Source organism: Burkholderia guangdongensis, from assembly GCF_013403875.1.
Taxonomy (GTDB): Bacteria; Pseudomonadota; Gammaproteobacteria; order Burkholderiales; family Burkholderiaceae; genus Burkholderia; species Burkholderia guangdongensis.
In genome coordinates this window covers 53,046-68,548 of the sequence record NZ_JACBNX010000011.1, presented here as the reverse complement: position 1 = coordinate 68,548, position 15,503 = coordinate 53,046, and the positions used below count along the sequence as shown (strand labels likewise).

Annotated in this window: 14 protein-coding genes and 2 pseudogenes; 4 read left to right on the top strand and 12 right to left on the bottom strand. The window is 67.3% G+C overall.

Annotated features, from left to right (window positions below):
- Positions 1–214 precede the first annotated feature (214 nt).
- From dksA to HZI36_RS12260, 8 genes and pseudogenes are all read right to left on the bottom strand, one after another.
- Positions 215–631, bottom strand: coding sequence for an RNA polymerase-binding protein DksA (gene dksA, locus HZI36_RS12290; protein WP_179402932.1), 417 nt, complete (start codon positions 629–631; stop codon positions 215–217).
- A 496-nt stretch (positions 632–1,127) separates the two neighbouring features.
- Positions 1,128–2,204, bottom strand: a complete 1,077-nt coding sequence (locus tag HZI36_RS12285; RefSeq protein WP_179402931.1) for a CobW family GTP-binding protein — start codon at positions 2,202–2,204, stop codon at positions 1,128–1,130.
- A gap of 165 nt (positions 2,205–2,369) precedes the next feature.
- Positions 2,370–3,200: pseudogene (locus HZI36_RS12280) on the bottom strand (class I SAM-dependent rRNA methyltransferase); the annotation flags it as partial.
- Between the two features lie 80 nt (positions 3,201–3,280).
- Positions 3,281–3,635: pseudogene (locus tag HZI36_RS27510) on the bottom strand (23S rRNA (cytosine(1962)-C(5))-methyltransferase RlmI); the annotation flags it as partial.
- Positions 3,636–3,692: 57 nt separating this feature from the next.
- Entirely contained in the window at positions 3,693–4,613 is a 921-nt protein-coding gene (gene xerC, locus HZI36_RS12275) for a tyrosine recombinase XerC (RefSeq protein ID WP_179402929.1), read from the bottom strand.
- A 26-nt stretch (positions 4,614–4,639) separates the two neighbouring features.
- Entirely contained in the window at positions 4,640–5,413 is a 774-nt protein-coding gene (locus HZI36_RS12270; protein WP_179402928.1) for a DUF484 family protein, read from the bottom strand.
- A gap of 35 nt (positions 5,414–5,448) precedes the next feature.
- A complete protein-coding gene (gene dapF / locus HZI36_RS12265; protein ID WP_179402927.1) occupies positions 5,449–6,327 on the bottom strand; it encodes a diaminopimelate epimerase in 879 nt (292 codons plus the stop codon).
- 40 nt (positions 6,328–6,367) lie between these two features.
- On the bottom strand, positions 6,368–7,252 hold the full coding sequence (locus HZI36_RS12260; RefSeq protein ID WP_179402926.1) for a lipid A biosynthesis lauroyl acyltransferase: 885 nt from the start codon (positions 7,250–7,252) through the stop codon (positions 6,368–6,370).
- Positions 7,253–7,669: 417 nt separating this feature from the next.
- Here HZI36_RS12260 and metK point away from each other — a divergent pair, with 417 nt between their 5' ends.
- Entirely contained in the window at positions 7,670–8,857 is a 1,188-nt protein-coding gene (gene metK, locus HZI36_RS12255) for a methionine adenosyltransferase (RefSeq protein ID WP_179402925.1), read from the top strand.
- A 206-nt stretch (positions 8,858–9,063) separates the two neighbouring features.
- Complete coding sequence (locus tag HZI36_RS12250; RefSeq protein ID WP_179402924.1) at positions 9,064–10,299, top strand: MFS transporter; 1,236 nt, start codon at positions 9,064–9,066, stop codon at positions 10,297–10,299.
- 210 nt (positions 10,300–10,509) lie between these two features.
- Here HZI36_RS12250 and HZI36_RS12245 read toward each other — a convergent pair whose 3' ends face one another.
- Entirely contained in the window at positions 10,510–10,851 is a 342-nt protein-coding gene (locus HZI36_RS12245) for a hypothetical protein (RefSeq protein ID WP_179402923.1), read from the bottom strand.
- A 341-nt stretch (positions 10,852–11,192) separates the two neighbouring features.
- On the opposite strand from HZI36_RS12245, the gene HZI36_RS12240 reads away from it, so the two are divergent.
- Positions 11,193–11,963, top strand: a complete 771-nt coding sequence (locus HZI36_RS12240) for a phytanoyl-CoA dioxygenase family protein (RefSeq protein ID WP_179402922.1) — start codon at positions 11,193–11,195, stop codon at positions 11,961–11,963.
- Between the two features lie 56 nt (positions 11,964–12,019).
- Here HZI36_RS12240 and HZI36_RS12235 read toward each other — a convergent pair whose 3' ends face one another.
- Entirely contained in the window at positions 12,020–12,226 is a 207-nt protein-coding gene (locus tag HZI36_RS12235; protein WP_179402921.1) for a DUF3185 family protein, read from the bottom strand.
- 261 nt (positions 12,227–12,487) lie between these two features.
- Here HZI36_RS12235 and mgrA point away from each other — a divergent pair, with 261 nt between their 5' ends.
- A complete protein-coding gene (gene mgrA, locus HZI36_RS12230) occupies positions 12,488–13,531 on the top strand; it encodes an L-glyceraldehyde 3-phosphate reductase (protein WP_179402920.1) in 1,044 nt (347 codons plus the stop codon).
- 125 nt (positions 13,532–13,656) lie between these two features.
- Here mgrA and HZI36_RS12225 read toward each other — a convergent pair whose 3' ends face one another.
- Positions 13,657–13,842, bottom strand: coding sequence for a hypothetical protein (locus HZI36_RS12225; RefSeq protein WP_179402919.1), 186 nt, complete (start codon positions 13,840–13,842; stop codon positions 13,657–13,659).
- Between the two features lie 127 nt (positions 13,843–13,969).
- Complete coding sequence (locus tag HZI36_RS12220; protein WP_179402918.1) at positions 13,970–15,229, bottom strand: MFS transporter; 1,260 nt, start codon at positions 15,227–15,229, stop codon at positions 13,970–13,972.
- Between the last annotated feature and the right edge of the window lie 274 nt (positions 15,230–15,503).

Sequence of the window (15,503 nt, the reverse complement as noted above, 5' to 3'; positions counted from 1 at the left end):
CGGGCGCCGGGGCCATCGGCGGCCGGCGCCCGCATTCGGTTCATTTTAGGGCGGGCGCCGCGATATCAAGAGCGCGGCGACGCGGAATTCGGCGGCGCGCCGACGGGCGCTGGCGCGGGCACCGGCGCAGGGGCCGGTGCGGCGCTGAAAAAGAAAAAGCGCGCGGGATTCCGCGCGCTTTCGTCAAGCGTGGTGTAGGCGATGCGCCGGCCGCTCAGTCGCCGAACAGCTTCTGACGCAACTCGCGGCGCTCCTGCGCCTCGAGCGACAGCGTCGCGGTCGGGCGCGCGAGCAGACGCGGAACGCCGATCGGCTCGCCGGTTTCCTCGCACCAGCCGTAATCACCGGCTTCGATGCGGGCGAGCGACTGCTGAACCTTCTTGAGGAGCTTGCGTTCGCGATCGCGCGTACGCAGTTCGAGCGCGTGCTCCTCTTCGATCGTCGCGCGGTCGGCGGGATCGGGCACGATCACCGTTTCACGCAGGTTCTCGGTCGTCTGGCCCGCATTGCGGAGGATTTCCGCCTGCAGTTGCTCCAGCCGATTTTTGAAGAAGGCGAGCTGATCCTCGTTCATGTAATCCTTGTCGCTCATCTTCAGGATTTCGGCTTCGGTCAAGAGTTTCTTCGTCATCTGCTTGCTTCTTCAATGTGCGGCAAACGGAACATATTGCCTGCACTTTGGGATTACCCGCAACAGCGCGTGCAATTATTTGCGATGCGTTGCGGCGGGGCCGAAAGCCTCGGGAATCCGGTTCTCAAATGCCAGGTCATCCCTGGCGCCGTCCCGCGCGCGCGGCGAACCGGGTGTGCTGCGCGGCAGACACGCATCGGTCGCGGCCGCGGTGGCGGTCACACGATCCGGAGCGCTTGCGAAGCTCGGGCGATTGCCCTGCAAGAACCGAGCCTGTTTTATGCCGCTTTCCAGCGGGCACGTATTGTAACTGAATCGCAAGTCTGCGCCGTATCGGGTCGATCCCCGGTCGGCTGCGCCAATATCTTGAAAATATAGCGCGCAAACGACGAAAAAGCGATGACGTCGAAACGGGCGCCGACGGCCGCCCGCGCGCGCGCCGCGGCCGACTGGCGGCGCGCGGCGGCGGCGCTTACCGGCACGCGTACCCGACGCGTCAGGCGAGGCAGGCGTCGAGGCCGTCGGTGATAAGATCCTGCGGCAGGTCGACGCCGATGAACACCATCTTGTTCGTCTTCTTCTCGGCCGGCAGCCAGCGCGCGGCGAGATCGCTGCCCATCATCTGGTGCACGCCCTGGAACACGACCTTGCGGTCGACGCCCTTCATGTACAGCACGCCCTTGTAGCGCAGCAGCCGCTCGCCGTAAATCTGCAGGATCCCGCCGAGGAAATCCTCGAGCTTGTTCGGATCGAACGGGCGGTCGTTGCGGTACACGAACGACTTGATCTTGTCGTCGTGATGCGCGTGGTGGTGGTGCCCGTGATCGTGGTCGTGGTCGTGATCGTGCGCGCACTGGCCGTGATCGTGATCGCAGTCCGCGTGATCGTGACCATGATCATGGTCATGCGCGTGATCGTCCTCGGCGAGGAAGTCCGGATCGATCTCGAGCTTCGCGTTCAGGTTGAAGCCGCGCAGGTCGAAGATTTCCTTGATGTCCGCGTCGCCGAAGTTCACGACGCGGATCGCCGCGCGCGGGTTCATGTGCATCAGCCGGTGCTTCAGGTCGGCGAGCACCGTGCCGTCGACGAGATCCGACTTCGTGACGAACAGCCGGTCCGCGAAACCCACCTGGCGCTGCACGACCTCGTGCTCGCCGAGCTGCACGTCCGCATGCTTCGCGTCGACGAGCGTGATGATCGCGTCGAGCAGGAAGTCGTCGGCGATCTGGCTGTCGACGAAGAACGTCTGCGCGACCGGGCCCGGGTTCGCGAGGCCCGTCGTCTCGATCACGACGCGATCGAAGTCGAACTTGCCTTCGCGCTTCTTCTCCGCCAGATCGCCGAGCGCGCGCGCGAGGTCGCCGCGGATCGTGCAGCAGATGCAGCCGTTGCTCATCTGGATGATCTGCTCGGTCGAATCCTGCACGAGGATCTCGTTGTCGATGTTCTCCTCGCCGAACTCGTTTTCGATCACGGCGATCTTCATGCCGTGCTGTTCGTTCAGGATGCGCTTGAGCAGCGTCGTCTTGCCGCTGCCGAGAAAGCCGGTGAGGATGGTGACGGGAGTGGCCATGTCGATTGCCTGTCGTTCGTGAATCGGGGTCAAAAACGGAATCAAAAGCGGAATTCGGGCGCGCCCGAAGCCGGGCGCAGTCCGTCTATTGAATCACACCTGTCAAGCGCCCGCTCCGGGCCGGATGGCCGACAATGGGCGCGCGCGCTCGACAGATCGGGGCGCTCACGCGATTTGCAACAGCAGGCCCTTCAGATATTCGCCTTCCGGGAACGCGGTCAAGAGCGGATGATCGACGCCGGCGCCGAGCCGCTTCAGAATTCGCGCGTCGACCTTCGCGTCGGCGGCCGCGCCCGCGACGATCTTCTGGAACAGGTCCATGTCGATCGCGCCCGAGCACGAGTACGTGAACAGCAGGCCGCCCGGGCGCAGCAGCCGGAAGCCGCTCAGGTTGATGTCCTTGTACGCGCGCGCGGCGCGGTCGACGGACTCGCGCGTCGGCGCGAACTTCGGCGGGTCGAGCACGATCAGGTCGAAGCGCTCGCCTTCGTCGACGAGCCGGCGCAGCGTCTTGAACGCGTCCGCGTCGAGCCAGGTCGCGCGCGCGGCGTCGAAGCCGTTGATCTCGACGTTGCGCCGCGCGATGTCGAGCGCGCCACCGGACGAATCGATCGACACGACGCGCTTCGCGCCGCCGCCGAGCGCCGCGAGCGAGAAGCCGCCGGTGTAGCAGAAGCAGTTCAGCACGTCGCGCTCGCGCGCGTATTGCGCGACGAGCGCGCGGTTGTCGCGCTGGTCGATGTAGAAGCCGGTCTTGTGGCCGTTCGGCACGTCGACGTGGTAGCGCACGCCGTTCTCGATCGTCACGAGCGCGTCGGGCGGCGCAACGCCTGCGAGCACGCCGGTGATCTGCTCGAGCCCTTCTTTTTCTCGGATCGACACGTCCGAGCGCTCGTACACGTTCGGGCAGCCGGTCGCGCCGACGAGCGCGGCGACGATCGCGTCCTTCCACGCGTCGACGCCCGCCGCCATGAACTGGCAGACGAGCTGGCCGGATGCCGGCGACGCGTCCGCGTGGCCCGCCGCGTGGCCCGCCGCGTGGCTCTCCGCGTGGCCGTCCGCCGGCGCGTTCGCGGTCAGATACTGATCGACGATCAGCCCCGGCAGCCCGTCGGCCTCGCCGAACACGAGCCGCACCGCGCCGGTGCCCGACACCATCTCGCGCCGGTGCGCGACCGCGCGCTGCACGCGCCGCTTGAAGAACGCGTGGTCGATCGGCTCGTTCTCGTCGAAGCTCCACACGCGCACGCGGATCTGCGATTGCGGGCTGTACGCGCCGCGCGCGAGAAAGCGGCCGTCGGCCGCGCGCACGACGACGGTCGCGCCGGGCGCGGGCTTGCCGTCGACGCGGTCGATCGCGTTCGCGTAGATCCACGGGTGACGGCGCAGCAGCGATTTGTCCTTCGACGGTTTGAGCGTAACGGTATGCATGTCTGAATCGAAAAAGGCCGCGTAGTCGCGCGGCGTCGCAAACGGGAGGGGCGCGCGTCAGTCGCGCTTCTTCGCGCGCGGATGCGCGCTGTCGTAAATCTTCGCGAGGTGCTGGAAATCGAGCGACGTATAGACCTGCGTCGCCGCGATGCTCGCGTGGCCGAGCAGCTCCTGCACCGCGCGCAGGTCGCCGCTCGACTGCAGCATGTGCGTCGCGAACGAGTGGCGCAGCACGTGCGGATGCACGTTCGCCGGAATGCCGGCGACGAGCGCCGCGCGCTTCACGCGCTCGCGCACGACGCCGGGCGCCATCCGGTTGCCGCGCACCGACAGGAACAGCGGATGCGGATCGTGCTTCACGAACTCGCCGCGCACCGCGAGCCATGCGTTCAGCGCATCGATCGCCTTGCCGCCGACCGGCACCTTGCGCTCCTTGTTACCCTTGCCGCGCACGGTCACCTCGGCTTCCGCGAGATCGAGCCAGCCGGCGGAGCGATAGCCGTCCGCGTGCGCATACACGACGTCGAGCCCGACCAGCTCCGCGAGCCGCAGCCCCGACGAGTAGAACAGCTCGAGGATCGCGTCGTCGCGCAGGCCTTCGGTCGTACCGGGCCGCGGCGCGTTCATCAGCGCGACCGCGTCGTCGATCGACAGCGCCTTCGGCAGCGTCTTCGCACGCTTCGGCGCGCGCACCGCGGCAACCGGATTCGCCGGCATCTCGACGCGCATCGCGAGCCAGCGATAGAACGCGCGCCAGGCGGACAGCCGATGCGCGATCGAGCGCGCGGACAGCCCGCCCGCGTGCGCGCGCGCGACCGCGCCGCGCATGTCGACCGCGGTCAGCGCGTCGAGCGGGCGGCCGTTCGCGAGCTTCTTCAGCTCGTCGAGCGCGTGCGCGTACGAAAGCAGCGTGTGATCCGACAGCTTTCTGATGTGCCGCAGGTGCGACAGGTAGTCGGCGATCGGATCGTCGGTCATCGGCGGGTAGTGTGGCTCAGTGCGGCTCAGTGCGGCAGCAGACGCGACAGCGCGGCGCTCGCGAGTGTGCCGATCTGCGCGAGGAAGTCGGTCGCCATGCCGTCGTGGAAGCGGCGCGCGTCCGGCGAGCCGAGCACGAGCAGGCCGAACGTCGGCGCGTCGGCGGCGGCCTGCGGCGCGCGCAGCGCGATCAGCGCGACCGACGTGGCCGGGCCGGACGGCGGCGCGGGCTGAGTGTTGGTGCCGTTGGCGCCGTTGACACCATGGGCGCCGTCGGCGCCATCGATCGCTTCCGCGGCCGACGAGGTCGCCACCGCCGCGACCGGCGCGAGCCAGTGCGCGGCCTCGAAGCCGGTGTTCGCGCCGCAGTACGGCGTGACGAGCCCGTTCGCGAACAGCCGCACCTCCTCGCCGACCTGGCGAGCGAAATCGGCCTGCGCATACGTGCCGGCGACGTCCCACACGCGCAGCGCGGTTTGCGGTACGTCGAACACGTCGGCGAGGCCGTCGGCGATCGCGCGCGGCAGCGCGTACGGATCGCGCTCGGCGATCACGCGCGCGGTCCAGCGGTTGAACTTCGCGGCGAGGCTGTCGTTCTCGTGGCCGTAGCGCATCAGCTCGGACAGGCGGCGCTCGAGGTGCTTGTTCTTGTCGCGCAGCATCTCCATCTGCCGCTCCTGCAGCGAGATCGCCGCACGGCCGTGCGGGCTCGCGAGGCGGATCGTCGCGAGCAGCTCGGCGTGCTGCGCGAAGAATTCGGGGTTGGCGAGCAGGTAGTCGGCGACTTCGCGATCGTTCATGGGGCGGGAGAGCTCAATCGGAACAATTTAAAGGGTCAGACGGCGAGCTCGATCTCGCCTTCGAAGACGGTCGTGGCCGGCCCGGCCATCGTCAGCGGCGCGGCTTCGTCGCGCGCGCCGTCCCATGCGATCGTCAACGTGCCGCCGTGCGTGTGCACGGTGACCGGCGAATCGAGCAGCCCGCGCCGGATGCCGGCCGCGACGGCCGCGCACGCGCCGGTGCCGCACGCGAGCGTCTCGCCGGCGCTGCGCTCGTACACGCGCAGTTTCACTTCGTGGCGCGACACGATCTGCATGAAGCCCGCGTTCACGCGCTGCGGGAAGCGCGGATGATGCTCGACGAGCGGGCCTTCCGCGAGGACCGGATACGCCTCGACGTCGTCGACGATCTGCACCGCGTGCGGATTGCCCATCGACACCGTCGACACCCAGCGCACGTCGTCGTTCGCCGCGCCGTTCAGGTCGAGCGGCCACAGCGTGTCACGGCCTTCCGCGCGGCCGTCGAGGCCGGCCGCTTCGAACGGCACGCGCTCGGGCGCGAACGCCGGCGCGCCCATGTCGACGACGACCTCGCCGTTGTCCTGCATCGTCAGCGTGATCACGCCGTGCTTCACCTCGACGCGCACGCTGCGTTTGGTCGTCAGCCGCTTGTCGAGCACGAACTTCACGAAGCAGCGCGCGCCGTTGCCGCAGTGCTCGACCTCGCCGCCGTCGCAGTTGAAGATCCGGTACTTGAAGTCCGCACCGTCGACGGCCGACTTCTCGACGAGCAGCAACTGGTCGGCGCCGACGCCGAAATGGCGGTCGGCGAGCGCGCGCACTTGCGCGCCGGTGAGCGACAGCGCGCGCGTGTAGCCGTCGAGCACGACGAAGTCGTTGCCGGCGCCTTGCATCTTGGTGAACGAAAGTTTCATGGGCGCTATTGTATGCCGCGTGTATGCCGCGCGGGCGCGGTCAGTAGAGGCTCGGTTCGCCGGGCGGGCGGGTCTTGAAGCGCTTGTGGACCCAGTAATACTGCTCCGGCATGAGCGGAATCTGCTCCTCGAGGAACGCGTTCATCCGGCGCGCGTCGATGTCGTCGTCGCCGGTCGGATAGTTTTCCCACGGCTTGAACACCTTCAGCCGGTAGCCCTTGTAGTTCGGCAGCACCTCGCCGATGAACGGCAGCACCTGCGCGCGGCCGGTCTGAGCGAACCGGCCGACCGCGGTCAGCGTGCACGCGGGCACGCCGAAGAACGGCACGAACGTCGAGTTGCGCAGCCCGTAGTCCATGTCGGCGCCGAGCATCACCGGCTTGCGGTCGCGCAGCCAGCGCAGCACGGTGCGCGCGCTGTCCGCGCGGCCGGCCAGCTCGGCGCCGAAGCGGCTGCGGCCGGCCTTGGAGGCGGCATCGACCCACGGATTCTTGATCGGCGTGTAGAGCGACCCGCAAATGCGGCCGAGCTCGAGATTGATCGCCATCGAGCCGGCTTCGATCCCGACGAAATGGAAGCCGAGCAGCAGCGTCGGCGGCATGTCCGGATCGGTGAGGTCGACCGCGCTTTCGACCGTGTACAGCTTGCGGAAGGTTTCCTCCGACGCGAACCATTGATAGCTGCGCTCGACGTAGCTGCGGATCGCGTGGCGGAAGTGCATCGACGCGACTTCCTCGCGGCGCGCATCGCTCCATTCGGGGAAGCAGAGCCTGAGGTTCGTGTGGACGATCCGCCGGCGCTTGCTCGGAATCTGGTAGAGCAGCCAGCCGAGGCCGTCGCCGAAACGCGCGGTCAGGCCGTACGGCAGGCGCGCGAGCAGCTTCAGGAATCCGATCGCGAACAGTGAGCCGACGCGGGCTAGCATGCGATGTCTCCGGGGAGCCGGCGAAGTGGCCGGGGAATCTGACCGGAAAGCGGGCCGACAAGCGGGCCGACAAGCGGACCAACAAGCGGACCAACAAGCGGACCAACAAGCGGACCAACAAGCGGACCAACAAGCGGGCCGGAAATCCGGTCGGGAAGCAGGCCGAAAATCGGGCCGGAATGCGGGCCGGAAAGCGATGGAAAAAACAGGGGGCGATGAGGCAAGGGGGCGCTCTGTGACAATTCCGGAAAGCCGCTATAATACGGGCTTCGCCGAGTTAAATGACAACTTGCGGGGCGAAGCCGGCCGGCGCGACGCGCGCCAACCGGGTCTGTAATCCGCTAAAGCGTCGCCGCTTCAGGCCGATCGAAGCTGGCTACGTGAAGTCAAATCGTAACCAACGAGGGAGCCCGAAAAGTGGCAAACGACTATCTCTTCACTTCCGAATCCGTCTCCGAAGGCCACCCGGACAAGGTCGCCGATCAAATCTCCGACGCGATTCTCGATGCGATCCTCGAGCAGGACAAGTATTCGCGCGTAGCCGCCGAAACGCTGTGCAACACGGGTCTCGTCGTGCTCGCCGGTGAAATCACGACGGCCGCGAACATCGACTACATCCAGATCGCGCGCGACACGATCAAGCGCATCGGCTACGACAACACCGAATACGGGATCGACTACAAGGGCTGCGCGGTGCTCGTCGCGTACGACAAGCAGTCGCCGGACATCGCGCAGGGCGTGGACCGCGCGCACGACGACAACCTCGACCAGGGCGCCGGCGACCAGGGCCTGATGTTCGGCTACGCGTGCGACGAAACGCCCGAGCTGATGCCGCTGCCGATCCACCTGTCGCACCGCCTCGTCGAGCGCCAGGCGAGCCTGCGCCGTGACGGCCGCCTGCCGTGGCTGCGCCCGGACGCGAAGTCGCAGGTGACGATCCGCTACGTCGACGGCAAGCCGGATTCGATCGACACCGTCGTGCTGTCGACGCAGCATGCGCCGGACATCGAGCTCGCCGCGCTGCGCGAGGCGGTGATCGAGGAGATCATCAAGCCGACGCTGCCGAAGGATCTGATCAAGGGCGACGTGAAGTTCCTCGTGAACCCGACCGGCCGGTTCGTGATCGGCGGCCCGCAGGGCGATTGCGGCCTCACCGGCCGCAAGATCATCGTCGATACCTACGGCGGCGCGGCTCCGCACGGCGGCGGCGCGTTCTCGGGCAAGGATCCGTCGAAGGTCGACCGCTCGGCCGCGTATGCGGGCCGCTACGTCGCGAAGAACATCGTCGCCGCGGGCCTGGCGTCGAAGGCGCTGATCCAGGTGTCGTACGCGATCGGCGTGGCCGAGCCGACGTCGGTGATGGTCAACACGTTCGGCACCGGCCGCGTGTCCGACGCGACGATCACGAAGCTCGTGCGCGAGCACTTCGACCTGCGTCCGAAGGGCATCATCAAGATGCTCGACCTGCTGCGCCCGATTTACGAGAAGACCGCCGCGTACGGCCACTTCGGCCGCGAGGAGCCGGAATTCTCGTGGGAAGCGACCGACAAGGCGCTGGCGCTCGCGGAAGCGGCCGGCGTCGAGCCGGCGGTGCGCGTCGCGTAAGCGGACGCGCCCGGCCGAGCCGGGCGTCTGATTGAAACGAAACAACCCGATCGTGCATTGGCACGGTCGGGTTGTTTCGTTTACGGCTTGAGTTGATGAGTCGCAAGGCCGCCTCGGATCGAGAGTGAGACACTGGATTTCATGCATCGAATGATCGATGGATTTTCAGATTCGCCGGATCTGGCGAATGCTCCTTCCGAAGGACCATGAATGACGCCGTGCTGCTGCGCTGGAAGTGGTTGTGCTATCTGCAGGGCGCCCTTGCGCTCGAGGCATTTTCGGCCCCCGTTCTGGTGCTCTTCTACACGTCCTATGCGGGTTTCACGATTGCCGAATACACCACGATCATTTCGCTGATCTTCGTCTTTCTATGGTGGCTCGAAATACCGATGGGCGCGCTCGCCGATCGATATGGCAGAAAAAACGCGCTCGTCGCCGGGAATGTGGTGTATCTGGCGGCCATGGCTTGCCTGGTCGCGTTCGGTCATGCCGTTTCGCCGTGGCTCGTCGCGTTGTTGTTCGCTTGCGGCGGCGCGCTGGCGACGGGTGCGTTTCAGGGAATGATGTTCGATGCATTCGCGCAGAGCGGCCGCGATGCCGACTTTCATGCGATAAACGCGCGGGCGACGAGTCTTTCGATGCTGGGCAGCGGGGCGGCTGCCGTCGCGGGGGGCTGGCTCGCGGCGCGCTCGCTCGCGTTGCCGATGGTCGTGGACATCGGCGTGCTGGGCGCGTTGACGCTGGCATTGGCTGTCTGGCTCGAAGAGCCGGCGCGCAGGGCCGACATTCGACGTGCGAGCGTCGCGGCGATCGTTCGCGACGGCGTCATCGGATGCGTGTCGAATCGCCCGTTGATGGCGGCCATGCTGATTGCCGCGGCCGCGTTTGCATGTCTGCGCGCGGGCTTCAATTTTTACCAGCCGTTGCTGCGTGACAGCGGCACTAGCGTCGAAACGATCGGGTGGATCTTCGCGGCGATGTATGGCTGCTCGTCACTGATGGCCTACCTGTTCAGCCACATCAGGAAATCGACGCTCGTGTCGAAATGGCCGCCGATCATGCTCGTGCTGCTTTTGGCCGTGGCGGCTGCCGCGCTTGCCGTGCCCGGCGCATCGGCATCGACTGCCTGGATATTGTTCGCGATTGCCTGCCATCAGCTTGTCCGAGGCATGGTGCCGTCCTACACCGCCTACCTGATCAACCGGTGCCTGCCGCCTCACGCAGCCAATCGGACCACGATTCTTTCAGGCGCTTCGCTGGTGCGTGCCGTGTGGGCCGCGTTGCTCGTCTGGAGCAGCGGGCTGGCAGCGGAAAGCATCGGTTCCGGTGCCGCTTTCGTGTTGTTGAGCGCCATTTCGGCGGTCGTGATAGCCGCTATTTGCTACTTTCGCACCGATGCTCATGAAACCCACCTGGCGCCGCATCCTCCCGGAGGCGATTAGTCTGTGCACGGCGGATGTATTCCCGCGCGCGCGTTTTCTCGAGCTGTGCCAGTCGATCAGGATGACCGGCGAAGCGACGGACGTGTTCTGGCAAAAGTGCGTCGCGCACAGAATCATCGTCGAACGGTCGATTCGAGTATGCGCGCAGCCGGCCTGCGTGTGATGTGGTGGAGCGGAGAGCGGAGGCAGCGTAGGCTGCCTCCCATTCGGTTATCGCGTCGCGAACGCGAACCAGCCGGTGCTCGTCGCCTGGCGGCGCGGGCGGTTGATCCGGCGCTGCGGGCCGTGCGCGCGCCGCAGCGCGAGCGCGCGCAGCGACGACGGCTTCTGCAGCAACGAGCGCAGCCCGGTGCGGCGCACGAGCACGTGCGCGTTCATCATCGAGAAGAACGCGCGGAACCACGCGCGGATGCCTTCGAGGCGGCCGTGCTGCAGCTTGCGCCCGGCGAGCGCCTGCGAGCGCGCGCGATGATGGCGCAGCGTGCGGTGGGGAAGGGTCGGAGCGACGCGCGAGGGCGCGCGGCTGACACGGGAAGTCAAGCGGAATGGCATGTGAACGGCGTCTGGCTTGCTGGATCGCGCCCGCGTGGAGCGCTTGGTGTATGAATGGCCTCGTAGGGCGCCACATCCTGTCGAATGCGACTGCATCTGGGTCTGCGGGCCTGCCCGAATCGACAGGGTTTACCGAGGCTACAGCCGAATCATGACGCGCAAAAGTCGCGGATAACCCTCGTGCCTCGATCGACATGCGTGCTGCTTGTCGGTGAGGCAGCGAAAGCGCGCAACAGTTCCCCGCTTGCGACCGAACGGCGCAGGTTCGATGTCCCGCCGTCGCGCGCAATCCGGGGCCGATTTACAATCGAAACATTCACAAAAAATACATCGAGCAACCCATGTCTTTTCTGCAGTCGGAAACGGTGCGCGAGCAGGTCGCGGAATTGCGTGAACGCGGCTTCGTCGTCGCGCCCGGGCTCGTCGGCGCCGAGCAGTGCGCCGCGCTGAAGCGGCTCGCCGAGCGCCAGTTGAGCGAGGCCGCGCAGCCGGTCGAGTTCGAAGCGGACCTGCGCTATCCGGGCGCGCCGGAATCGAAGCATGCGCCCGGCGGCCACACGGTGCGGCGCCTGCTCGACGCGTATACGCGCGATCCGTCGTTCGCGGAGCGCGCGGTCGCGCCCGAGATCGCCGCGTGGATGCGCGAATATTTCGGCGAGCAACCGGTGCTGTCGCGCGCGCATCACAACTGCATGATGACGAAGCATCCGGCGTACGGCAGCCTGACCGGCTGGCATCGCGACGTGCGCTACTGGTCGTTCGAGCGGCCCGATCTGGTGTCCGTGTGGCTCGCGCTCGGGCCGGAGACGGACGAGAACGGTGCGCTCTGGCTCGTGCCGGGCTCGCATAGCGCCGAATTCGGGCCGGAGTGCTTCGACAGCGCGAAATTCTTCCGCGGCGATCTGCCCGCCAACCGGAAGATGATCGATGCGGCGGTGTGTCCGCCGCTCAACATCGGCGACGTCGTGTTCTTCCACTGCAACACGCTGCATTCGGCGGGGCAGAACCGCTCGGATCAGGTGAAGTTCTCGCTCGTGTTCACCTATCACGGCGCGAGCAACCGGCCGATCGACGGCTCGCGCTCCGCGTCGAAGCCCGAAGTACCGTTCTGATCCGAACCCGCGCGGCGGCGCCGCCCGCCGCCCGCCGCCCGCCGCCGTATGGTCGGTCAGCGTCTGCCGCCCGGCATCGCGAGGCCGATCAGGCCCGCGAACATCGCGGTTGCGCCGCCCGCGATCAGCAGGATCGTCTTCGTCGCCGGCGAGCCGGTGAAGAATTGCGACACGTGATCGTTGATCGAATGGAACGACTGGCCGCCGAAGTACAGCAGCACCACGCCGCCGACGATCAGCGCCACCGAGATGGCCTTCGTCATGTCAGCCTCCGCCGGGCCGCCCCAAGGAGGCTGACCGCCCCCTCGGGGGGCAGCGAACGAAGTGAGCGTGGGGGATGTTTCATATCAACCCTCTGGAACGATGGATCAGGACGCCGCAGTGTAGGTGAGCGATGCGGCCGCGTCCATCGCCGTGCGAACCGGTGCGGCGTCCGCTACCATAGCCGTCCGCAGATTGTTTCCGCGCGTTCGCGCCGCGTGCGCGGCCGGCGCGCTTCATTCGACGTCCCGACAGGAATTCTCATGGCCTACGTAGCAGCTTCCGAACGCTATGCCGACATGGCGTATCGCACGTGCGGCAAATCCGGGCTCCGGCTGCCCGCGCTGTCGCTCGGCTTGTGGCACAACTTCGGCGACGCGACGCCGATCGACACGCAGCGCGCGATCCTGCGCACCGCGTTCGATCTCGGCATCACGCACTTCGATCTCGCGAACAACTACGGGCCGCCGTACGGCAGCGCGGAGACGAACTTCGGGCGCCTGCTCAACGAAGACTTCCGGCCGTATCGCGACGAACTGCTGATCTCGACGAAGGCCGGCTGGGACATGTGGCCGGGCCCGTACGGCAGCGGCGGCGGCTCGCGCAAGTACGTGCTCGCGAGCCTCGACCAGAGCCTGAAGCGGATGGGGCTCGACTACGTCGACATCTTCTACTCGCACCGCTTCGACGCGCACACGCCGCTCGAGGAGACGGCGGGCGCGCTCGCGTCCGCGGTGCAGCAGGGCAAGGCGCTGTACATCGGGATTTCGTCATACTCGGCCGCGAAGACGCGCGAAATGGCCGCGCTGCTTGCCGAGTACAAGGTGCCGCTTTTGATCCATCAGCCCGCGTACAACCTGCTGAACCGCTGGGTCGAACGCGAACTGCTCGACACGCTGGACGGGATCGGCGCCGGCAGCATCGCGTTCACGCCGCTCGCGCAGGGGCTGCTGACGTCGAAGTACCTGAACGGCGTGCCGACCGATGCGCGCGTGAACCGGCCGGGCGGCGGCTCGCTGAAGAGCGAGCATCTGAGCGCGGAGAATCTCGAGCACGTGCGCCGGCTGAACGCGATCGCCGAGCGGCGTGGGCAAAGCCTCGCGCAGATGGCGCTCGCGTGGGTGCTGCGCGACGGCCGCGTGAGCTCGGCGCTGATCGGCGCGAGCCGTCCGGAGCAGGTGCGCGAGAACGTCGGCGCGCTGAAAAACCTCGCGTTCTCGGCCGACGAACTCGCCGAGATCGATCGGTACGCGACGGAAGGCGGGATCAATCTGTGGGAGAAACCGTCGACCGATCAGGCGATCTGACGGGCGACGAAGAGCGCCGAAGGGCTTGCCGCGACGGGGGCGCGGCGCAACGACGGTGCGCGCGAAATGTGCACAACACGCGCCCGGAATGCGCCCGGAATGCACACGACGGGCGCGACGCACCGCTAAATCAACGCGGGCAGGCCTTCGACGAGCAGCATCGCGACGCCGACGCCGAGCATTGCGCCGAGCACGCGCAGCAGGTTATGGCGGAATTCGGTGGCACATGGAACCGCGCCGAGAAACAGCGCGCCGGCGAGCGCCATCGGGATCAGCAGAATGAAATCGCCGATCGTGAAATAGGTGGTCATGCGTGTCTCCTATTTTCGTCGTGGCCGGCCCGTTCTCGCGGGCGGTCATTTCGAGTATAGGAAACGGCGCGCGGTTTTCTCTAGCCGAATGATTAAAAGTCGGGCGAAAAGCGCGGTGCGCGATTCGTCAGGCTGCGCCCGCGCGTTCGCGCCGGCGCAGCCACGCGGCGGCGGCGAGACCGGCGACGAGCAGCGTCGCGACGAGTGCCGCGACGCCCGGCCAGCCGAACGTGCTCCACACGTGGCCGCCGAACGAGCCGACGACGCTCGAGCCGACGTAGTACGCGAGCAGATACAGCGCGGCGGCCTGCCCCTTGCCCGCTTTCGCGAGGCGGCCGACCCAGCCGCTCGCGACCGGATGCCCGGCGAAGAAACCGAACGTCACGCACGCGATGCCGGCGACGATCGCGGCGACCGGATGCAACAGCGTCAGCGCGACACCCGCGAGCATGATGACGAGGCTCGCGATCAGCACGCGGCCGCGGCCGAACGAGTCGGCCATGCGGCCGGCCCACGGCGATGCGACGACGCCGACCAGATAGACGACGAAGATCGCGCCGATCGTCGACTGGCTCATCCGGTACGGCGGCGCGAGCAGCCGGTAGCCGAGGTAGTTGTACAGCGTGACGAAGCTGCCCATCAGCAGGAATCCCATCGCGAACAGCACCGGCAGCTCGAGGCCGCCGCTCAGGTGCCGCGCGAGCGCCGCGCGATGATCGGAGAGCGCGAGCCCGCGGCTCGGCGTGAAGTGCCGCGACGGCGGCAGCAGCGCGCGGAACCCGAGCGTCGACGCGAACCCGAGCACGCCGATCGCGCCGATCGCGACGCGCCAGCCGACCAGATCCGCGAGCACGCTCGTGATCACGCGCCCGGCCATCCCGCCGATCGCGGTGCCGCCGACGTACAGGCCCATCGCGAGGCCGAGGCCGTCCGGATGCACCTCCTCGGCGAGATAGGCCATCGCGACCGCGGGCACGCCGCCGAGCGCGATTCCCACGAGCGCGCGTAGCGCGAGCATCTGCGGCCAATGCGGCACGAACGCCGTGCCGAGCGTCAGCAGCGACGACAGCGTCAGCGACGCGGTCATCAGCCGGTGGCGGCTCAGTCCTTCTGACACGAAGCCCGCGACGAATATCGCGAGCGCGAGTGCCGCGGTCGAGAACGACACCGCGAGGCTGCTCTGCGCGGGGCTCACGCCGAACGCCTGCGAGAACGCGGGCAACAGTGGCTGCACGCAGTAGAGCAGCGAGAACGTCGCATAGCCGGCGAACAGCAGCGCGATGCTCGCACGCCAGTAGCTGCGCGAACCGCGTTCGAGATAGGCGTCGGAAATGGGAGACGCCGCGGCGCGCGGTGTCGGGGATGCGGTTCCGGGCGGGACGGTCACGCGATGTCTCCAGGGGGCGGAACGAAAGGCGTCACGATACGCCGATTGCGCGATTCGTGCCGTCCCGCGTCCGTCTCGTGTCGTCGCACGGCGCGCGACGGGCGCGAATGCCGGGCCGTCACATCCGGCAGGGTATGATGAGGGCATCCCGCGCGCCAGGCGCGCGCGGGAGCGAGTGGTTGATTCGAGACAGCCGGCAAGATCGCGGCACAGTATCCGCACCTTTTTCTTTGCACGCTTCGATAAACCGTGAACAATGGGAGACGCGCGGCCG